Here is a 20,308-nt window from a genome sequence, read left to right on the forward strand (position 1 = left end):
GGCGAAAGACACCAGAGAACTCCATGCTGACCGACCGACGCGCTTCGTTTGACACTGTCCACGCCACTGCGCAGGAGGAGGCGTACCAGCACATCAAGCGTGGCATCCGCATGGGCGAGCTGCGCCCGGGCATGCGGCTGACCCCCGATGACATCGCGGCCGAAATCGGAACCAGCCGCATGCCGGTACGCGAGGCCCTGAACCGGCTTGCCATGGAGGGCCTGGTCGTCAATCGCCCCAACCGTGGCTCGGTGGTGCGCGTTTTGACCGAAAAGGAAGTGCGCGAGGTGTTCGCGATGCGCTCGGTGCTGGAAGGCCTGGCCGCCACCCTGGCGGCCGAGAACGTGACAGCCAATGACATCCATGACCTGGAACAGTTGCTGCAGCGCATGCAGCGCAGCGGCCTGAACGCATCGGAGTGGATCACGGCACACCGCCAGTTCCATGAGCGCCTGTGCATCATTGCGGATGCCCCACAACTCATGCGGCAGATTGCGTCACTGCACTCGGTCTCCGAACCGTTGATGCGGGTATGGCTGCAGGGCAGCCCCTCCCCGGACTACGTGCACGACAGACACGACGAACTCATCGCCGCACTGAAGGCGCGGGATGGGGAAAAGGTGGAAGCCCTGATGCGCGCGCACATCCTGCGCACCCTGCCCGGAATCATCCAGGCGAACCAGGCCGCCTGAATGCCGCGCCGGCGCCTGCGGCATGGGCAGGCGCCAGCACGCAGAGCCCTCAGGAGAGGTTGGCCCCCATGGCGCAGCCATCCTTGCGATGGTCCGATGCGCCGTGCAGCACCCCATTGTCCCAATCCACGCGTATGGCCTGGGCTCCACCGATGGCAGGGTAGCCGGGTGCCACGAATGCATAGCCCTGCTGCTCCAGCGCCATCCTGACGTGCTGCGGCAGGGTGCTCTCGACCTCCACCTTGTCGGTTCCGGGAATGGGGAACAGGCGCGGCAGGTCGCTCGCGGCCTGGATATCGCAGCCGTAGTCGATCACCTTGGACAGGAAGTGGGCATGGCCCATGGCCTGGTAGTGCCCTCCCATCACGCCGAACACCAGTTCCACCCTGCCATTTTTCGTGGCCATGCCCGGAATGATGGTGTGCAAGGGCCGCTTGCCGGGGCCTATGCAGTTGGGGTGGCCCTCGGCCAGCTCGAAGCTCTGGCCACGGTTGTGCAACAGCACGCCCGACTTCGGTGCCATCAGCCCGGAGCCGAAGGGATGGAAGATAGAGTTGATGAAGCTGGCGCAGTTGCGATCCCTGTCCACCACCGAGATGTAGACCGTGTCCTTGTGCTCGGCCGCCGCGCTGGTGGCCGGGGTCGGCAGCCGCGCCGGGAACTCGCCGCGACGCAACTGGCTGGCCAGATCCTGCGACAGCAGATACTCGATGTCGACCTCGGCGAAGCGCGGATCGGCCAGCAGCGCGTCGCGCACCCTGTAGGCCATGCGCGTGGCATCGATCTCGGCCTTCAGGCGCTCGGGCGACAGCGGATCCGAGCCGGGCTCCAGGCCCTGCAGGATGTTCAGCAGCAGCAAGGCGATGATGCCCTGCCCCGGGGGCGGGCATTCGTGGATCACATGGTCCCGGAACGGGCTCTTGACCGGCTGCACGAACTCGCCCCGGTAGGCTGCGAAATCTTCCAGGGTGTGCACGCCGCCGAGGCTGCGCAGGTAGGACACGATGTCCTGGGCGACCTCTCCCTCATAGAAGCCCGCACGGCCCCGCTCGGCGATTTTCCGCAAGGTGGCGCCCAGTTGCGGCTGGCGGTGAACCGAGCCGATGGCCGGAGCCCGGCCATCGACCAGCATGATGTCGCGGGCGGCGGTGGCGGCGAGCAGCGGGACATGCATGGCCCAGTCCGTGCCTGCGCGCGGTGCCACGGCATACCCCTGCTCGGCAAAGCGGATGGCATCCTCCAGGATGCGGCCCATGGGCAGACGGCCGAATCTTTCCGTCAAGGCCACCCAGGCATCCACGGCGCCCGGCACCGTGACCACATAGGGCGACTGTCGGCGCAACTGCTTTGTCTCGCCCGCAGCCAGCACCGCTTGCAGGGACGTGGCCTGGGGTGCCCAGCCGGCGCCGTTGTAGGCACTGATCTGGTCGGAGCCCTTTTCGCTGTACAGCGCAAAGCAGTCTCCGCCGACGCCGGTGGAGCCCGGCTCCACGACGCACTGGACTGCGCAGGCCGCCACAGCGGCATCCATGGCCGTTCCACCGGCCTCCAGGATGCGGACGGCGGCCTGGGTGGCCGCGGGATGGGAGGTAGCGGCCATGCCGTGGGTGGACATGACGACGGAGCGGCCGGGGTTCTGAAAATCGCGCATGACGGGTCTTTTTCCTTGAATGCTGGGGCTGCCCGATACCTCGCGCAGCGGATCACCACCGGGCACATGGCTCGCTGGCACATGCAAGATTATCGTATCTCTGTATCTTTGTATCCAATTTTTTGACTATCGTGGCAAGGAATGCCTTTGTCCGCCATGTACGACACGCCGTCGCAGCTCCCCCGGGCCGGGTCGCCGGCTTTCCAGCCACCACCGGCTGCGGCCGGCCAAACCTAGAATCGGAACATGCTGCCATTTGCCTCACCACTGCCCGACGCGGCACAGACCAGTGCCCACGAAGAGGCCTACCGCCATCTCTCCCACGGCATCCGCATGGGGCTCCTGAAACCGGGCGACAGGCTGGTGGCCGACGACATCGCCCAATCGATAGGCATGAGCCGGATGCCCGTCCGCGAAGCCTTGCGCCGACTGACGGCGGAAGGACTGCTGGTCATGCCGCCGAACCGTGGCGCCGTGGTGCGGGAGCTTTCGGAGAGCGAGGTCATCGAGGTCTTCGAGATGCGCGCCGTCCTCGAAGGGCTGGCCGCATCCATGGCGGCCAGCCGCTGTACACGCGCCGATGTGGACGATCTGACGGACCTGCTGTCGACCATGAAGCGTTGCGAAGGCGATCGGTCCGAATGGATCACGGTGCACCGGCGCTTTCATGAGCGGCTTTGCCGGATCAGCGCAGCACCTCGCCTGATGGAGCAGATTTCGGCCCTGCATTCGGTGGTCGAGCCGCTGATGCGGATATGGCTGGAGAACAATGCGCCGTCGCCGCTGCTGCAAAAGCACCACGAACAATTGCTGGCCTGCCTGCAGGCAGGCGATGCCGAGCGGCTGGAGCGGGACATCCGATCGCACGTGCGCGGCACGGTGGACAGCATCACGCAGGCCATGCGTGCCGGCCGGGTGCCGCGCGGCAAGGCCCGGCCCAGGGGATGACGGCGGCCGGAACGGCGCTCCCCCGCCCTGCGCGCATCCCGGACCGAGCGGGATGTCCGCACGCACCCCGGTATCGCGGCTATCGCACTCCCTTCGATTGCCACTGATCTTTCTCGATGGAATTTGGCGGATTTCCACCATTTCCTTTCAAATATCCATCTAATTCATCGCCATCCAGGGGGCAATCCCTGAAACTTGTTATTTCATTCAACTCCAGCAAAAGCAATTGAGAATGCGATTGAAATATCAACACCAGAAATTACACCGCATTTCAAAAAACCCATAAATACTTGCCAACATTGGATTGCGTTCCTAGACTCCAATTTCCAATTCTCACGGAGGAGACTGCAATGGCCGCAATTCGTCGCGACGTCAATCAAGGTGGCGCTACCTGGAATGAAACACTGATCTGGTATGCCAAGGCAGTCCAGCATCTCCACGCCCTTCCCATCAAGGACAGGACCAGCTGGAAATATCTCGCCGCCATCCATGGCATCAACCAGAAGGGCTGGATAGCGGCCCATGTCCTCTCGCCCAAGGATCCCCTACCCCCCACTTCCGAAACAGAGCAGATGTGGGACCAGTGCCAGCATGGCACCTGGTACTTTCTTCCCTGGCATCGCGGCTATCTGGCGGCATTCGAGGCCATCGTGGCCAAGACCGTGAAGGATCTGGGCGGCCCCCCGGACTGGGCACTGCCCTACTGGAACTATCTGAATGCCGACGACAAGTCCGCGCGCAACATTCCCCAGGCCTTCCTGGAGGAGGCCCTGCCCGACGGCTCCCCCAATTTCCTGGCCAGGGCCTGGCGCAATGGCGAAAAGCGCCTGGGGCCGACCGGCAGCATTCCCGACATCACGCTGAAATGCCAGGACTACCACCGCTTCACCAGCGCTCCGGGCACGGTTGAATATGGCGGCGGCGTTACCGCCTTCTCCCATGGGGGAAGAGTCGCCGGAGCCGTCGAATCCAATCCGCACAATCTGGTGCACGTCATGGTCGGCGGGCTCAAGCAGCCCTATGGATTCATGTCCGACCCCGACTATGCGGCCCTGGACCCCATCTTCTGGATCCACCATTGCAATGTGGACCGGCTTTGGGCGGCCTGGCTGACGCAGTCGGACAATATCCAGGACAACAGCGAAGCCTGGCGCAACGGTCCCTCCGGACGCGGCTTCGTCATGCCGGACATCCAGGGGAACCTGGCCGCCTTCGATCCGGGGCAGACCTTGCCGGGCGGCGCGCTGGCGCCGGAATATGACAACCTGACCAGCGGCACGGGCGCCGCCCTGCCCGTGGCCAGCGCCGCCAACCTCGCCACGGAGATCGCCATGCCCGCCAAATTCTCGACCGCCCAGCCTCCCACGCCGCGCGTGCTGGGCTCCAACGCGGAAAAGCTCACCGTGGGCCGGACGGCCCGGCTGACCACGGTATCCATCGCCGACCCCGGCGCCACCGGGCCCGCGCTGCTGCAGGCGGGCGTGGCCCAAGCCGGGCCGCAGCGCTACTTCCTGCACCTGGAAGGCATTCGTGGCAATGCCCCCAGCGGGGTGCTCAAGGTGTCCATCGGCGCGACAGGCGCAGCGGCGCGGCACGCCGACACCGTGGCCCTGTTCGGACTGGCCAACGCCTCGGCCGGCGACGGGCCGCATGGAGGCAACGGCCTGGGCGCGACCATCGACATCACCGAGGTGGCGCAGGGCCTCCTGGATGCAGGCGCCAGCCTGGAGCAGTTGCACGTGGCCATCGAGCAGCCCGAAGCCGATGTCGGCAACGAGATCACGGTGGACCGCGTGAGCGTGGTGGCGCAGAACGCCGGGTAAGGGCCAGGCATGGATGCCCTGCTGAGAGACCTGCGGACGGCTCCCGCACCGGCCTTGATGGCCGTGTCGGGCGCAGGCTTCATCAGCCTGGCCGCCAGCCCGCCCGCCACGCCCGGCCTGTCGCTGTGCGGCTCGCTGTCCTCGGTCACGCTGGCCGACCTGTCGCCCCTGGTGATGGATGGACGCACGCTGGGCATCCTGGCCGTGGCCTGGCTGGCCATGGTGCTGGCCATGATGCCGCTGCTGGCGCTGCAGCAGGTGCGCCACGCCATGCGCTCCAGCGTGGCCCGCCGGCGGCGTCTGGCAGCGCTGCTGCTGCTGACGGGCTACGCGCTGGTCTGGATGGTGGTCGGGCTGGCCATGGTGCCGCTGGCCGCCTTCCTGCACGCCGCCGCCCATCCCGCGCTGATCCTGCCCTGCATCGCGGTGGCGTTGCTGTGGAGCTCATCGCCTGCCGGCGGCCGTGCCCACAACGCCTGCCACAGGCTGTATCCCGTGGCCGCCAGCGGCCCCACGGCGAACCGGGACAGCCTGGTCCACGGGCTGCGCACCGGCACGGCCTGCGCCGCGGCCTGCTGGCCATGGATGCTGGCGCCCTTCGCCTTCCCCGCAGCATGGCATCTGCCGGTCATGGCGGCTGCCGCCCTGCTGCTCTTCGTGGAGCGCACCGGCCCGCCGCTGCGGCCCGCCTGGCGGCCGCCCTATGTGCTGCGACGGCTGCTGCACCGCAAGCCGCGCAATCTGCTAGGCCATGAACGCAGATACTGAACTGGACCCTGGCGCCCCGCGAGCAACGCCGAGCCCACCGCTCAACGCAAGGGGGCGTGATCACTCCAGTGCAATTGCACGCGCGGCTGAATGCCCGCGATCCCGGCACTCAGCAAGGCCGCCAGGCGCGCAGCCGCCATGTCCTGCAACAGCCAGTGAACGCCAGGGTGAGGTATGCCGGATTGGCACGCGATGTCCGACAACGACAGCCCACGCGCGTCGTAGTGCGAGAGCTGGTCGAGGATGCGCAGAACACGATCAAGCACCTGGGTGGCCAGGGTCTGACTGTCCATGCAGTGGAAAGAACGATTGCAGGAAACCGCAGGCCGGCCAAGAATGCCGGTCGTTCATTCCTGCAACGATCTCTGGAGACACTGCCCATGGCTGCTTCACCCCGCCCCTGTCAACCCGCCGCGCCCTGCTCAGCGCCACCGCGTATGCTGTGCTCGCCTTGGCTGTTGGCCCGGTGGCCGCGCAGGACGCAGCCTATCCGGCCAAGCCCATCCGCTTCATCGTTCCCTATGCGCCCGGAGGCACCACTGATCTGGTGGCGCGCACGGTGGGCGCTCACATGGCGCAGAGTCTGGGCCAGCCGGTCATCATCGACAATCGCGCGGGCGCAGGCGGCAACATCGGCATGGATGCGGTGGCCAAGGCAGCGCCCGACGGCTACACCGTGGGCATGGGCGCCATCTCCACGAATGCACTGAACCCGCATATCTACAAGAAGATGCCTTTCGACCCCCGCAAGGATTTCACCTCCGTCGGCCTGCTGGCCGCCGGCTTCACCCCGCGCAGCGCCAGCGTGGCCGACTTCGACGCCCAGACCAAGCGTGAGTACGAACGCCTGGGCAAGATCGCACGCAGCGCGCAAATGAATGCCGACTGATCCTGGCCAGGGTCTCAGCGGGCATGCTGCGAGCCCACGACGCACAAAGCAAAACCGCCCGAAGGCGGCCAGAATCAGGGGCTTCGCATTTGCCAGTTTGCGATCAATCAGCGGCTACTGCTGCGGCTTGTGAGAAGCGGTCCTTGTTGACAGACGCTGCCTTGCGCTGCATCGGATCGCGCCACGGACATAACTCGGAATGAAAAAACCGCCTCGATGGCGGGTTGTGCGTAATCCGGTCCCGGTACCGGGACCGCGTCAGGCACCAGCAGCCATGGCTTCGTGACCAGCGCGCGGCCATCTCAACAACCTCACCCCCGCCCAGCCAGCTCCGCCACCCCGCGCACCAGCGCGCGTCCCGCCTCGCTGGCCTTGCCGTAATGCGCCAGCAGCGCCTGCACATCGGCATCGGGCGGGGTAGCGCGCAGGGAGAGCAGCACGTAGCCGGTATCGACGCCGGCAAGGTGCAGTTGCTGCAGCGCCGTGGCGTCGGGGACGAGGGTGCCGGACTCGAATTGCTTCAGGGTCCGCAGGTCCTGGCCAGCTTTGTGGGCGAGTTCGGCTTCGCTGAGGTTCAGGCGCCGACGTTCCTGCTGCAGACGGGCGGCGAGGGTCGGTTCGGCGCGTTCGTGCTGGACGGCGTTGGGGTCAAACAAACGTTGACCTGTTAGCAGGTAGGCAACGTCAACCCCATGCTCGGCAACAGCCATGAGGTAGCTCACATCCGGTTTTCTGACACCCTTCTCGTAGTTGAGCTGAGACATCTTTGACACCCCCGCGATGGCGCCAAACGCCTCCTGGCTAAGGCTGAGCCTATTTCTTTCCTCCGTCAGGCGCGCAGAGAAGTCAAACATTTTTTATACAAATTGTTGAAGATCAAATTTTTGTTTGATAGCCTATGAATGCGTTGTCACTACAAGCGCCAAATACTACCTGACCCCTCAGGCGGCTCCCTTGCCGCGCCTGTTCGGTGCCCAAAGGAGGTCCATGAAGCACGCCGCCCCCAACCCATCGCACAAGAAAGTCGCTGCGGCAGACCGCGCGCTGTTCCTGCAGGCGGCGCAAGCATTGCAGCAGGCCGCGATGACCGACGAAAACCACCGGCACAGCGGCGAATCCGATCGCCTGCTGCGCATCGCCAGCAGTGTGGCACGCCGCGCGGCCCAGGCCGGCGCATCGCGAGAGCTGTCGAACATGGCCTTTGACGTGGCGGCCTGCATCAACGCGGCCCGGTGCGTGCCTGGCGATGCGGAATCCGGTCCGCGTTCCGCCCTGCTGGCCCAGGCGGCACAGACGCTGTCCCGGATCTCCGATACGCCGGTGGACCACATCGTCTTTCCGCGCGCCACGCTGGCGCGGCTGCAGGCAGAGAGCGCTGCCGATCCCGCGCCCTCGCAGTGGCGCGAGCTGGCCCGCCAGGCCAACTACGAGGCCCAGCAGCTGGCGCAGGCACTGATGCACATGGGCGAGCACCAGGAGACGGAAAGCCATATCGTGGCGCACGGCATGGCGGCGCGCATTGCGCAGCTGACGGAGATCGTTTTCGTGGCCGCCGCCCTGCATGGCGAGCACCGTGATGGCTGGGATTCGCCAGCCCTGCGCGAGCTGCGCGATGTGTTTGAAGGCGGCATGGGCCGCCTGGGGTGATCGGGGCGCGGCTCAGCCCTGCACGACCACGTTCTCCAGACGCAGCACGGCCTCGCGCACTTCGCCCAGGCGGGTGTCCTGTGCATGGGATGCCTGGATGATGCGGTCCATGATGCCGCTGGCGTTGGCGGCCGCCGCGCGCATCTGCTTCATCATGTCGCCCGATTCGTTGACGCGCTCGAAGCCCTGCTGCACGCTTTGCGAAGAGGCACCGATGACGGACTTGACTTCCTTGGCCGCGTCGGCGCAGCGGTGCGCCAGGGTGCGCACCTCGCCGGCGACGACTGCGAATCCGCGCCCCTGCTCGCCCGCGCGGGCAGCCTCGACGGCGGCGTTGAGTGCCAGCAGATTGGTCTGGAAGGCGATGCCGTCGATGAGGCCCACCATCTCGCCGATGCGCCGCGAGTTGCTGGAGATGCTGGACATGGCGTCGACCGCGCTGTCCAGCGCCGCATCGCCACGCTGGGCGATGCTGGTCACATCCCGGGTCTGGGCGTGCGCATCCAGGGCCTGGGCGGCGCTGTCGCGCACCACTTGCTGCAGTTGCTCGAAAGCCGCCTGCACGAGGCGCGTGGCCTCGAAGCGCTCGGTGATGTCGGTGGCGTACTTGACCACCTTGAAGGGCCGTCCCGACTGGTCGAGCACCGGGCTGTAGTTCGCTTCGATCCAGACATCGTTGCCCCGGCGCCCCAGGCGCCTGAACTGGCCCCGGTAATGCTTGCCCTGGGCCAGATGCGCCCAGAAGGCCGCATATTCCGGCGCGTTGCGCTCTTCGGGTGCCACGAACATGCTGTGGTGGCGCCCCACCAGTTCACCTTCGGACGCGTAGCCCATGGCATCGAGGAAGTTGCGGTTGCAACGCAGGATGCTGCCATCGAGGCCGAACTCGATCACCGCCTGCGCCCGCCCGACGGCGGCAAGCTGGCTGCTGGCCTCCGCGTCACGCAGCACCTCGGCCGAGATGTCCATGGCGTACTTGACGACCCGCACCACCTGCCCCCGGCTGTCGAGCACGGGACTGTAGTTGGCCTGAAGCCAGACTTCCCGGCCCTCGCGGGTCAGCCGCCGGCAACGGCCCACGAAGGCCTCGCCACGCGCCAGTCGCGCCCAGAAGTCACGGTAGTCCTGGCCGCTCGCGTCGGCCCCCGCCACGAAGATGCGGTGATGCTGCCCGCGCAGGTCTTCCATGCGGTAGCCCATCAGTTCCAGGAATGGTGCGTTGGCGTAGAGGATGCGCCCCTGTGCGTCGAATTCGATGATGGCCTGTGTGCTGTACAGGGCCTTCAACTGGGGGCTGGGGGAGTCGGAGCACAGGCCAAGCCTGGCCAGGATGGAGCGGATGCCACTCATGAAACAACCTTGGTATTCAGCGCTGGACGGGCGCCATGCACGCATGGCCCCACCCACACGGCCGTTGCGGGCGCCAGGCCAATCCTGCAACGATTGTATCTATTTGCTTTATTTTTCCTGTAGGCGCCTGCCGCATATGGCAGGCATGCACTCCTCAAAAATGCATTGGAGACGTTGAATATCCACAATTGTTTGCAATCTCCCCATTGAAACCAGCCCTTCAAGTTCAATGCTGCCCCATATCGAAGAAACAAATGCAACCAAAAGATACCTACCCTCCTTTGTTCATCCCGCGGTGCTTCTTCATGTACCCGGACTCCGGGTCGTCGATCGGACACCCATCCCGGGCCCGCAGGGCTCGGCTAACATCGATGCCCCAAGGAATGCTCCCACCTGAAAGGCCTTCATGCTGCTCTACGCCGACTCGCAATTCGCCTCGCCCTACGCCATGTCCGTGTTTGTTTGCCTGCAGGTCAAAGGCATTGCGTTCGAGCTGCGCACGCTGGACCTGTCGGCGGGCCACCATACCCAGGCGGACTATGTGTCCACCTCGCTGACCGCGCGGGTGCCGACCCTGGTGGACGGCGATTTCAGCCTGTCCGAGTCCTCGGCCATTTCCGAGTACCTGGAAGAGCGCTTCGGCGGTGCGCGGCTGTATCCGCAGGATGTCCAGGCCCGCGCCCGGGTGCGCCAGGTCCAGGCCTGGCTGCGCAGCGACCTGATGGCCCTGCGCTCGGAGCGCAGCACCGAAGTGGTGTTCTACCGCCCCACCAAGGCCGAGCTGTCGCCCGCGGGCGAAGCCGCGGCGCAGAAGCTGTTCTCGGTGGCGGGAGCCTTCATCCGCTCGGAGCATGACCACATCGCAGGCGCCTGGTCCATTGCCGATGTGGATCTGGCCCTGATGCTCAACCGCCTGATCCTCAATGGCGACCCCGTTCCGCCCCATCTGGCCGGCTACGCCAGGCGCCAGTGGCAGCACCCGGCCATCCAGCAATGGCTGGCCCAGCCGCGTCCCCCTCTGGCCGGCTGAGACCCTGGCCGCAGGCATGGACAGCCTTCTCTACATGGGGGTGCGCATCACGCCCGACTCTCGCCAGGTCGCCCCGGACCAAGCCCAGGCAACCACATGGTTGCCCCATGCCAGCCTGCTCGACACGGCCACCGGCCGTGCGCTGGAGCCAGTGTGCGACGGCGAGCCCTGCGGCACCCAGGCCGATGCCGACGCACGGGCCTTGCGCCTGGCCAGGCGCAGCATCATGAAGAGGCTGCACCAGGGCTAGGGCAAGTGAGGCACCGGGGCCACGGCGAATCAGCGCCGCAAACGGCGGGCGCGCGAAAAGCCCAGCAGCGCCAGGAGGCCGCCCAGCAGGATGACACCCCAGTCACCCAGCGTAGGCACGGGTGTGGCCACGCCAGCCACCGGTGCGGCGCTGAAGGTCAGCCTTACCTGCCCCTGGGCGCCATCCCTTCCTGCACCCAGGCGGCCGCCGCCGCCACCACCTCCGGGCCATTGCCCGCTCGACCCCTCGTCTCCTCCTGCGCCTCCACCCGCCACCGCCGGTCCGCCTGTGGTTCCGATTCCAGGCTTGCCATTGCTTGACGGGCCTGCGGAACCACCGCCTGCGCCCCCTTCCACCACCGGAAGCGGAGTGCCCTGCGCTCCATCCCCCCCGGAAAACCCGGTCAAACCCGCGCCCACGCACGCGCTGCCGCCGGCTCCCCCTGCGGGCCGGGAGCCGCCCCGTCCGCCCTCGGCCTGGATGGAGCCGGCTCCCCAATCGACCGTGGAGTTGCCGCCATCGATACCATTCAGTGCCCCACCGCCTCCTTCACCGCCCAAGGTGATGAACATGAAAGTGCCCGCCGGCAAGGAGAACGCCCCCCGGCAATAGGCCCCACCGCCGCCACCCTCCACCGTTGATCCCCACGTCCGCGCCTCCGGCACCGCCTCCGCCGCCCCAGAGCTCGATCACGACCGATGTCGCTCCAGCAGGAACGGTGCAATCGCTCACGTTGACTCCATTGACACAGTCGGCCGCCCAGACGGGGGCCGCGAACAACCCGCCCATCAGCACACCTGCGGGATATGCAACTCGCCAGGACCGAAACGCCATAAATCTCCCGATACAAAATGCCTGAAAAAGCGTCTTATATCAGTGAGCACCGCGACCATGGAGGAATGGCTCATTGCCATATCCATTTTTTCTCGCGAGATGGATTGAGTTTATCTATTCAGATACGGCATCACGCTTGCTTCATCATTTCAGGTTGCTTCTCTCTTGAGCAAGCCGAAATTCAGAATTCTGCTTGATTCACCACATTCTGGGTGCCCTTCAATTGCCCAAAAGATGCTCAAAATCCACATCACCCCCCATGTCATGCAGGTAAAACAGGCCATCCCAGGAAATTCCCATTTATTCCATGAATTTCAAAAAACCATGAATTCAATGAAAATGGGGCATTTTCAATGACATATTTCACCCAATTCGTGACAACAGCCAGGCGGGCTCAATCCATCTTCACGGCCACGAGCTTCCAGCCCATCAGGCCTTCACGCCGGAAGACGAAACCGCCCGACTCGCCCCTGGGATGGACGAAGACCTTGGACCAACCCTGGTACTCCACGGCATAGTCCTTGCGGCGCGGGCCGCCCTGGGTGTCCACGCCTACGCCTGCGGCGGCCACGTCGGCGGGTTTGCCCGGCTTGCCCTTCTCCAGCATGAGCATGACGCCGTCGGGAGACACCAGAGCTTCGGTGAATTGGGTGACCAGGCCCTGCGCCAGCGTCTGGCCAAAGCCGGCCAGGGGATTCTTCGAGGAATCCGGCGCGCCCCCCATCTGCGCCTCCAGCCTGGCCATCATCTGGCCCTTGATGCTTTCGCGCAGCGCGGGAAAGTCCACATGGCCGGACAGGGCCTGCGCATCGCGGCGCTCCACGGCCTTGCCGATCTGGTGCAGGGCGATGTAGGGCGACGCATAGAGCAGGCCGCCTCCCGCAACGCAAAGTACGGCCAGGATGCCGGCCAGTGTCTTGGATTTCATCCGCGGTCTTTCGTGTGCGTTCGTGAATGCCGGGCCGCTGGCCTGGCTGGGCCTCCATTCTAGGCGCCATGCCAGAACCTCAAGGGCGGCAGGCATTGCCGGGGGTAACACCAGCCCACAGAAAACATCTATCGATCCCCGCCCAATACCTGAAAAAGGGGTATTGCCCGTGGAATACGATTCGGACTATAGTTTGTAACAAAAAGTTTAAAATTCACCACAACATGGACGCCCTTCCGCTGGAGACAGCCGGTCGGCAAGCCAGGGTCTCCGTCTCCCGGCGTCTGCGCGCCCTTTGCGCAGACAGCGCATTACTCATGAAGAGCGCACTGCGGCAGCGGCCGAGCCCTTTGTGGGAATGACGCTGCTTCCATGGGAATCGTCGCAGCAAGTACCCACCTACATCCGCAAAGCATGCAAGGGACGCAGTATGAATAATTTCAAGTTATCGACTCGCCTGACCGCCCTGATTGGTTTCCTCTCACTGGTCATGATTCTGATCGGCGCTTTCGGCCTTTATGGAATCAGCGAATCCAACCGCCGATTCAAGGTCGTCTATGAAGAGCGTCTGGTCGCGCTCGGCGATCTGCTGGAGGTGCAGCGCCTGCTGCTGCGCAATCGCAATGCGGTATCCACGGCCATCGCCATCCACACACCCGAATACACCCGCCAGAAACAGCAGGAGATACAGACCAATATCGATGACGTGAACCGCTTCTGGAGTTCCTTTCGGCAAACGAAGCTGACCGTGGAGGAAGCGCAGATGGCCGACCGTTTCGAAGCCGTGCGCACCCTCTTTCTCCAGGGTTTTCTGAAGCCGGCGCAGCAGGCGCTGCAGTCCGAGGATCTGGAGCTGGCACGGCAACTGCTCATCGACAAGGACGAGGCGCTGTACGCGCCGCTGCGCGAGGTGATCGTGCAACTGACCGCATTGCAGACCCGCGTCGCCAAGGAGGAATACGAGGCCGCGCAATCGCTGTACGAGGTGATCTTCTCCGTGGCCGTGGGCGCCATCGTCTCGGGCGTGCTGCTGGGGGTGCTGCTGGGATGGTCCATCATCCGCAACATGGCCCGGTCGCTGCGCCAGGCCATCCACGCGGCAGATGCCGTGGCCGCGGGAGACCTGACGCGGCACATCGATGTGCGCGGCAAGGACGAGGTATCCATGCTGCTGCGCGCGCTGCAGACCATGCAGGAAGGGTTGCGCGGCGTAGTGCGCCAGGTGCACCAGGGTTCGGTCAGCGTGGCGGCCGCCAGCGGCCAGATCGCACAGGCCAACCAGGACCTGTCGGCGCGCACCGAAAGCCAGGCCAGCGCGCTGCAGGAAACGGCGGCGTCCATGGAGCAGCTCAGTTCCACCGTTCGCCAGAACGCGGACAACGCGCAGTTGGCCAACCGGCTGGCACTGGGTGCGTCCACGGTGGCCGAACAGGGGGGGCAGGTGGTGCGGCAGGTGGTCGACACCATGCGCGGCATCAGCGACTCCAGCAGCCAGATCGCCGACATCATCAATGTGATCGACGGAATCGCCTTTCAGACCAACATCCTGGCGCTCAATGCCGCCGTGGAGGCCGCGCGGGCCGGCGAGCAGGGCCGGGGATTCGCCGTGGTGGCCAGCGAGGTGCGCGGCCTGGCCAGCCGCAGTGCCGAGGCCGCCAAGCAGATCAAGCAACTGATCACCGACAGCACCAGCCGCGTGCATGACGGCGCCACCCTGGCAGACCAGGCGGGCACGACCATGGCCGAGGTGGTGGATGCCATCCGGCGCGTGACGGACCTGATGGGAGAGATCAGCGCCGCCAGCTCGGAACAAAGCTCGGGCGTGGCGCAGATCGGGGAGGCGGTGACGCAGATGGACCAGGCCACCCAGCAGAACTCCGCCCTGGTCGAGGAGATGGCCGCGGCGGCTTCCAGTCTGCGCGGCCAGGCCGGCGACCTGGTACGCACGGTGAGCGCCTTCAAGCTCGATGCAGCAGCCTCCCACCAGGAGACAGCGGCATTGCAGCGGCAGCGCCGCCCGATGCTGGCCGCGGGTTAGGGCCTGTTCACGTCATCAATCATGGAGATCGCGTTGCCCGGCCACGGGCCCCTGGCTCAGTGCAGCGTCGACGATTCGCGGTTGCGGGCCGTCTTGACGCGGTACATGGCCGCATCCGCCTTTTGCAGGGCGTCATCCGCATCGGTGGCCTCGGGCCGCAGGCAGACCACGCCGACACTGGCACCGCCATAGGACAGCAGGCTGCCGTCGGGCAGCTCCATCTGGAAGATGGAGGCGGCCGACAACCGCTGCTGCAACTCGTGCACCACGGCGTCGGCCTCGCTGCCGAACAGCGGGCCCACGCCGATGAAGACGAATTCGTCGCCGCCGAAGCGCGCCAGCATGTCGGCACTGCGCAGGCTGGCGGACAGACGCTCGCCCATGGTACGCAGCAGTGCGTCGCCGGCTTCGTGACCGTGTTCATCGTTGATGCGCTTGAAGCGGTCCAGGTCGATGAAGCCCACCACCACGCATTCCTGGCTGCGCGTGCACCGCGCGATAAGGCGGCCCAGCTCCTCGGTGAGGCTGCGGCGGTTGGGCAGGCCGGTCAGAGGGTCGAGCAGGGCCAGCGCAGCCAGTTCCTGGTTGGTCTTGCTGAGGCGGGCGATGAGCTGCTCGCGCTCCACGCGCTCGGCGATGAGGCTGGCGAACAGGCGCAGCATGCCTTCGGACTCCTTGCTCAGCGCCGCCGATGACTGGCTGGCCGCGCACAGCGTGCCGTAGAGCTGCCCATTGGAAAAGCGCACGGGGGCACTGGCGTAGGTGCGTATGCCCAGCGCGCGCGCCGCCTCGGAGTCGCCCCAGCAGGCGCCGACGTCGGGCGTGTACATGCGCTCTTCCTCCAGCGCGCGCTTGCACAGCGTGTCGTCCCAGGGAACGACCAGACCCTCGGGAATCTGCATCTCCTGCACGTTGCGTGCATACAGTACCTGCTGCACGCCCTGCGTCTCGTCGACCCTTGTGAGGTAGGTGGATTCCAGCCGCGTGCTCTCCTCCAGCATCTGGAGCAGCGGGCGTGTCAGCTCTTCCAGCGAATGCGCCTGCGTCACGGACTGGGACAGACGCTGAACAAGGGACTCCATGCGATGACCTCTCGAAATGGCTAAGAACGCGCTCCCGCCTGTCGCAGCGCGGGCGAGGCGGGAGACTTCGTGCAGATTGTGACCCGGCCAGGACCGCCCTGAAAGCATGTCCCCACGGCTTGACCACAGACCAGGGGAAACACCGAGTGTGTCAGCCACTCACCTCAGGCGGCCATACCACCTGCACGCGAAGGCCGTCGAGCGTGGGAGAACGGTCCAGCACCAGGTGGGCGCCGTGGCGCTGCGCGATGGCCTGCACGATGGCCAGGCCAAGGCCGCTGCCCTCGGCCTGCCGGCCCGCCGAAGGCCCGCGCACGAAGCGCCGCAGCACCTGTGCGCGCTCGCTCTCGGCGATGCCGGGCCCAGAGTCTTCGACCACCAGCGCGCGCCCTTGCGCATCGCTTCGCCAGCCCACGTCGACACGGCCGCCCGGCGGAACGTACTTGATGGCGTTGTCCAGCAGATTGCGCACCAGTGTCTGCAGCGCCTGGGCATCACCGGCCACGGCAAAGGATTGCTGCTGCGCGGGCGACTCGCTCAGCCCCATGTCCAGGCCGCGCTGGCTGGCGGCGACGGCCGTTTCGCCCAGGGCCAGGGCCACGACCTCGCGCAGGTCCACTGCGGCCTCCTGCCTGTGCGCGGGTGCCGTGGCCTGGGCCTCCTGCCGCGCCAGCGCCAGCAGCTGCTCGACCAGGCGCGTGGCACGGTCTATGCCAGACGCGAGCCTTTGCACGGCCTCCTCGTGCGCTGCGCCATCGGGCGCGCGCCGCAGGGCCTGCAGCTGGAGCTTGAGCGCGGCAAGCGGCGAGCGCAGCTCGTGCGCGGCATCGGCCACGAAATGCTGCTGCGCCTCGAAGGCCCGGCCCACGCGCTGCAGCAGGGCATTGAGTTCGGCCACCAGGGGGCGCACTTCGTCGGGCACGCCTTGCGTGGCGACGGGCGCCAGATCCTGCGGCATGCGTGCGGCCAGCTCGCGGCGCACGCGCTGCACGGGTGCCAGCGAACGGCGTACCACCCACCATACGGCCAGCGCCAGCACGGGCGCCAGCAGCGCGATCGGCAGCAGGCTCTGCCAGGCGGCATCGCGGGCCAGCGCTCGGCGCACGCGCATGTCCTGCGCCACCTGTATCACCTGCGAGCGCGTCTGCAGCGAGAACACGCGATAGACCGTGCCGCGCGCGGGCACGTCGGCAAAGCCCAGCACCGCCATCTGCGGCAGGGCCGCGCCCAGGGCCGACTCGAAGATGCGCAGGCCCTCATTGGTCCAGACCTGGACGATGAAGTCGTGGTTCTCGTCCTCGGGCGGCGTGCCCTGGGGCCGGCCCTTGGCATCCACAGGCAGCCCCGCGCGCAGCGCGAAGGCGGTCTGCTGCATCTGGTAGTCGAACAGCATGTCGGTCTGCTGCAGGGCGTTGCGATAGGCCAGCAGGCCCTGCAACAAGGCCGTCAGCACGATGGCGCCCCCGATGAACAGCAGCAGCCGCGTGCCCAGCGCGCCCGGCAGCAAGCGGCGCGCCCATGCCGACAGGCGACTGGCGAGGTGGCCGCTCATGGCTTGGGCAGCATGTAGCCCACGCCGCGCACATTGAGGATCAGCCCGGCGCCCAGTTTCTTGCGCAGGCCATGGATGTAGACCTCGATGGCATTGCTGCTGACCTCGTCCCCCCAGCCATAGAGCTTGTCCTCGATCTGCTGGCGCGACAGCGTGCTGCCGGGGCGTGCCAGCAGCGTCTCCAGCACCGCCCATTCACGGCCCGAAAGCACCACGTCACGGCCATCCACGCTGGCCTCGCGCGTGGCGGGGTTCAGGCGCACGCCGCCATGCTCGTACAGCGGCTCCACCGCCCCCGACGCGCGGCGGGCCAGCGCGCGCAGCCGGGCCAGCAGCTCGTCCAGGTCGTAAGGCTTGACCACGTAGTCGTCGGCTCCGGCATCGAGCCCCGCGATGCGGTCGCGCACGGCATCGCGCGCCGTGGCCACCAGCACCGGCGTGCGGTCGCGGCGCGCGCGCAGCTGGCGCAGCACCTGCAGACCGTCCTGCCCGGGCAGGCCCAGGTCCAGCAGCACCAGGTCATAGCCATGGCTGTGGCCGGCCCCCGAGCGCAAGGCCGCATCGGCATGCAGCCCGTCGCGCACCCAGTCCACCGCATGCCCTTCGGCGCGCAGCAGCATGTGCACGGCCTCGCCGATCATGGCGTCATCCTCAACAAGCAGTAAGCGCATGGTGGAAGAATAACGCTCTGGAACGAGGGGGTGGGCGGCGGCTACACCGCCGCTTCGATCCTTGGCATGGCCATGCGCGCCTTGGTCAGCGCCATGCCCAGGTTGGCGGTGCGGCGGCAGACGAAGACGGCCACGTAGTCGGGCATCTGCTTGCCGCGCAGGAAGACGTGGATCAGGTTGTCGCTGTTGACGATCAGCTCCTGGAAATAGTGGTGGCCGTCATCCTTGAGGCCCCGCGACTTCTTGAACAGGCTCTCGATCATGGAGACATTGGGCCCATTGAACAGGTCGGCCGTGGCCGCGGCCACGAGGTCGATGACCTCGCGCGGATGCGAGTCCACCGTGCGGATGGCCAGCAGCATGCCGGAGGCGGCATCCACATAGCCGATGGCCAGGCACTCGGGGACGGAGCCGGCCACCTCGCTCAAAACGTTGTCAAGACTCATTGCAGCTTTCCTTTTCTTGGCGCATGGGATGCACGCGCCGGATTGATGTGATCGGTCAGCCCATCTTCAGCAGCAGTGCCACCTCGTACGCATACAGCAGATCCTCCTGGGCCCGGGACTGCACGTACTGGGCATCGATGAGGCGCACGCGGCGCAGCGCCTCCTCGGCAGTCAGTCCTTCCCGGACCAGCCAGGCGGCCAGCACCGTGCCGGTGCGCCCCAGGCCTGCCAGACAATGCACGGCCAGCACCTCGCCCGCGCGCAGCATGGCCGACATGCGCGCCAGCAGCATCTGGATCTGTGCCACGGTGGGCGATTCATGGTCGTGGACCGGCAGGTGCAGGTTGCGCAGGCCGTGCCGGCGCAGGGGCTCCTGCGACAGGTCGTTTTCCGTCAGCGTGATCAGCACGGTGACGCCGCAGCGGCGCAGCGCCTGCAGGTCGATGTCCATGTCCTGCACCACGCCGGGCTGCGGCGCACCGGCCAGACGGCCCGGCACCAGCCAGGCGAAGCCATTGGGTCCGCGGCTGGCGGGAACGGCCTGGGGATCGGCGGCCAGCGGCTGCCAGTCCACCAGCACGGCCGGGTTGACGCCGCGCAGCCGGGGCGAGGCAGCAGCGGGCCGCGGCACGGCAGGTGCGGCGGCCACCGTGGCCGCCGCGGGCTTGGGTTGGGCAAGGGGCACGTCCGCAGGCGGCGTTGCGGCCTGCGGTGCCTGTGGCTGGAATTCGGAGATCGCAGCGAGGGCCGCTGCGGGCAGGGGTGGCGGCACGCAAGCCCCCTCCTCCAGGTCCTCGGCACGCGCATCGGGCGAGGCCACGCAACAGCTGCCGGTACGCACGAACTGCTGGCCCGCCAGCGACAGCGGCGCACGCAGAAAGGCCTCCATGGACTGGGCCTCGACGATGCGCCCGCCGGCGAGCAGCAGCATGTCCTGCGCCACGGCCTGGGCATGCTGCTGCTGGTGCGTGCTCATCAGCACGGCCATGCGCTGCGCCACCTGGCGCAGCAGCTCCAGCAGCACGAAGGCCTCGTAGCCCTCCAGCTCGGCCGTGGGTTCGTCCACCAGCAGGACCTGCGGTCCGGCCAGGGCCTCGCGCAGGATGGCGACGGCACGCTGCTGCAGGGGCGGCAGCTCCATGGCGGGCTGGTCCAGCATCAGGCCCAGCTCGGGCAGGCCGAAGGCCTGCACCTGCTGCCGGCACCAGTCGCGCAGTTCATGCGGCACCATCTTCAGGCGCGGCCGGGCCAGTTCGACGATGGCGTCGAAGGTGGTGGCCCGCATCAGCCGGGCCTGCTGCTGGACCAGGCGAGGGGCCGGCATGCCGCCATGCCATGGCTGGCCCGCGTAGCGCATGCCGCCCCAGCGGCGAAAGCGGGGATTGGCGGCATTGAGATCGGCCAGCGTGCGCAGCAGCGTGGACTTGCCGCAGCCGACAGGGCCCAGCAGGGCCGTGATGCCACGGGCCGGCAGCACGAAGTCCACCTCAGCCAGGATGACGCGCGCGCCGAACGATGCGCCCAAACCCGTCACCTGCAAGCTGTAGTCCTGCTTCAAAGCCATGCCCTCCCTGTGATGCGATGCGCCCTCGCGGGCCGCTTTCTGTGAAGCCGGGACGGCTCAGCGCCCGGCTCGATGGGCCGGCAGTCTAAGCGGTTTGGCCCTAGCTCAAATCGTCACAAAAAGAAACACTACTAACGCAAATGGA

General features: G+C 66.5%; 19 protein-coding genes and 1 pseudogene. 9 read left to right on the forward strand and 11 right to left on the reverse strand.

The genetic code is table 11. The features are described 5' to 3' along the window. The first annotated feature begins 23 nt into the window (after positions 1-23). Positions 24-692 (forward strand): GntR family transcriptional regulator, encoded by a 669-nt coding sequence (locus tag L1Z78_RS22825; RefSeq protein ID WP_234638619.1) that lies wholly within the window; start codon positions 24-26, stop codon positions 690-692. Positions 693-741: 49 nt separating this feature from the next. Here L1Z78_RS22825 and L1Z78_RS22830 read toward each other — a convergent pair whose 3' ends face one another. Then, positions 742-2,343 (reverse strand): gamma-glutamyltransferase family protein, encoded by a 1,602-nt coding sequence (locus L1Z78_RS22830; RefSeq protein ID WP_234638620.1) that lies wholly within the window; start codon positions 2,341-2,343, stop codon positions 742-744. 246 nt (positions 2,344-2,589) lie between these two features. Between L1Z78_RS22830 and L1Z78_RS22835 the strand changes: the two genes are divergently transcribed. From L1Z78_RS22835 to L1Z78_RS22845, 3 genes are all read left to right on the forward strand, one after another. Then, on the forward strand, positions 2,590-3,291 hold the full coding sequence (locus L1Z78_RS22835) for a GntR family transcriptional regulator (protein WP_234638621.1): 702 nt from the start codon (positions 2,590-2,592) through the stop codon (positions 3,289-3,291). Positions 3,292-3,641: 350 nt separating this feature from the next. Further along, positions 3,642-5,114 carry a tyrosinase family protein gene (locus tag L1Z78_RS22840; RefSeq protein WP_234638622.1) on the forward strand — a complete coding sequence of 491 codons (1,473 nt, stop codon included), beginning with the start codon at positions 3,642-3,644 and terminating at the stop codon, positions 5,112-5,114. A gap of 9 nt (positions 5,115-5,123) precedes the next feature. Beyond that, positions 5,124-5,882 (forward strand): DUF2182 domain-containing protein, encoded by a 759-nt coding sequence (locus L1Z78_RS22845; RefSeq protein WP_234638623.1) that lies wholly within the window; start codon positions 5,124-5,126, stop codon positions 5,880-5,882. Positions 5,883-5,923: 41 nt separating this feature from the next. Here the strand turns inward: L1Z78_RS22845 and L1Z78_RS22850 are convergent, their stop codons facing one another. Then, positions 5,924-6,175, reverse strand: coding sequence for a helix-turn-helix domain-containing protein (locus L1Z78_RS22850; protein WP_234638624.1), 252 nt, complete (start codon positions 6,173-6,175; stop codon positions 5,924-5,926). 125 nt (positions 6,176-6,300) lie between these two features. Between L1Z78_RS22850 and L1Z78_RS22855 the strand changes: the two are divergent. Next, positions 6,301-6,657 (forward strand): annotated as a pseudogene (locus L1Z78_RS22855) (Bug family tripartite tricarboxylate transporter substrate binding protein); the annotation flags it as partial. Positions 6,658-7,082: 425 nt separating this feature from the next. Here the strand turns inward: L1Z78_RS22855 and L1Z78_RS22860 are convergent. Next, a complete protein-coding gene (locus L1Z78_RS22860; protein WP_234638625.1) occupies positions 7,083-7,625 on the reverse strand; it encodes a helix-turn-helix domain-containing protein in 543 nt (180 codons plus the stop codon). Positions 7,626-7,758: 133 nt separating this feature from the next. Here L1Z78_RS22860 and L1Z78_RS22865 point away from each other — a divergent pair, with 133 nt between their 5' ends. Beyond that, a complete protein-coding gene (locus tag L1Z78_RS22865; RefSeq protein WP_234638626.1) occupies positions 7,759-8,418 on the forward strand; it encodes a hypothetical protein in 660 nt (219 codons plus the stop codon). Positions 8,419-8,430: 12 nt separating this feature from the next. Here L1Z78_RS22865 and L1Z78_RS28115 read toward each other — a convergent pair whose 3' ends face one another. Further along, positions 8,431-9,768 carry a methyl-accepting chemotaxis protein gene (locus tag L1Z78_RS28115; protein WP_275444440.1) on the reverse strand — a complete coding sequence of 446 codons (1,338 nt, stop codon included), beginning with the start codon at positions 9,766-9,768 and terminating at the stop codon, positions 8,431-8,433. A 406-nt stretch (positions 9,769-10,174) separates the two neighbouring features. Between L1Z78_RS28115 and yfcF the strand changes: the two genes are divergently transcribed. Together yfcF and L1Z78_RS22885 are read left to right on the forward strand one after the other, a co-directional pair. Beyond that, the gene (gene yfcF, locus L1Z78_RS22880) at positions 10,175-10,798 is read left to right on the forward strand and encodes a glutathione transferase (RefSeq protein ID WP_234638627.1); all 624 of its coding nucleotides are present in this window, start codon (positions 10,175-10,177) and stop codon (positions 10,796-10,798) included. A 16-nt stretch (positions 10,799-10,814) separates the two neighbouring features. After that, positions 10,815-11,048: a hypothetical protein gene (locus L1Z78_RS22885; protein ID WP_234638628.1), complete on the forward strand. Its 234-nt coding sequence runs from the start codon at positions 10,815-10,817 to the stop codon at positions 11,046-11,048. Positions 11,049-11,077: 29 nt separating this feature from the next. Here the strand turns inward: L1Z78_RS22885 and L1Z78_RS22890 are convergent, their stop codons facing one another. Together L1Z78_RS22890 and L1Z78_RS22895 are read right to left on the reverse strand one after the other, a co-directional pair. Continuing rightward, positions 11,078-11,179, reverse strand: coding sequence for an IPTL-CTERM sorting domain-containing protein (locus L1Z78_RS22890; RefSeq protein WP_234638629.1), 102 nt, complete (start codon positions 11,177-11,179; stop codon positions 11,078-11,080). A gap of 1,097 nt (positions 11,180-12,276) precedes the next feature. Then, on the reverse strand, positions 12,277-12,810 hold the full coding sequence (locus tag L1Z78_RS22895; protein ID WP_234638630.1) for a DUF2939 domain-containing protein: 534 nt from the start codon (positions 12,808-12,810) through the stop codon (positions 12,277-12,279). Positions 12,811-13,240: 430 nt separating this feature from the next. Between L1Z78_RS22895 and L1Z78_RS22900 the strand changes: the two genes are divergently transcribed. Further along, a complete protein-coding gene (locus L1Z78_RS22900; RefSeq protein WP_234638631.1) occupies positions 13,241-14,848 on the forward strand; it encodes a methyl-accepting chemotaxis protein in 1,608 nt (535 codons plus the stop codon). 56 nt (positions 14,849-14,904) lie between these two features. Here L1Z78_RS22900 and L1Z78_RS22905 read toward each other — a convergent pair whose 3' ends face one another. From L1Z78_RS22905 to L1Z78_RS22925, 5 genes are all read right to left on the reverse strand, one after another. Beyond that, on the reverse strand, positions 14,905-15,930 hold the full coding sequence (locus L1Z78_RS22905; protein ID WP_234638632.1) for a sensor domain-containing diguanylate cyclase: 1,026 nt from the start codon (positions 15,928-15,930) through the stop codon (positions 14,905-14,907). A 151-nt stretch (positions 15,931-16,081) separates the two neighbouring features. Beyond that, positions 16,082-17,482: an ATP-binding protein gene (locus tag L1Z78_RS22910; protein WP_234638633.1), complete on the reverse strand. Its 1,401-nt coding sequence runs from the start codon at positions 17,480-17,482 to the stop codon at positions 16,082-16,084. Beyond that, positions 17,479-18,153: a response regulator transcription factor gene (locus L1Z78_RS22915; protein ID WP_234638634.1), complete on the reverse strand. Its 675-nt coding sequence runs from the start codon at positions 18,151-18,153 to the stop codon at positions 17,479-17,481. The genes L1Z78_RS22910 and L1Z78_RS22915 overlap by 4 nt, the downstream gene beginning before the upstream one ends. A 41-nt stretch (positions 18,154-18,194) precedes the next feature. After that, entirely contained in the window at positions 18,195-18,599 is a 405-nt protein-coding gene (locus tag L1Z78_RS22920; RefSeq protein ID WP_234638635.1) for a hypothetical protein, read from the reverse strand. A 55-nt stretch (positions 18,600-18,654) separates the two neighbouring features. Then, positions 18,655-20,157 carry an ATP-binding cassette domain-containing protein gene (locus L1Z78_RS22925; RefSeq protein WP_234642247.1) on the reverse strand — a complete coding sequence of 501 codons (1,503 nt, stop codon included), beginning with the start codon at positions 20,155-20,157 and terminating at the stop codon, positions 18,655-18,657. Positions 20,158-20,308: the final 151 nt, after the last annotated feature.

Source organism: Delftia tsuruhatensis, from assembly GCF_903815225.1.
GTDB lineage: Bacteria > Pseudomonadota > Gammaproteobacteria > Burkholderiales > Burkholderiaceae_C > Comamonas > Comamonas tsuruhatensis_A.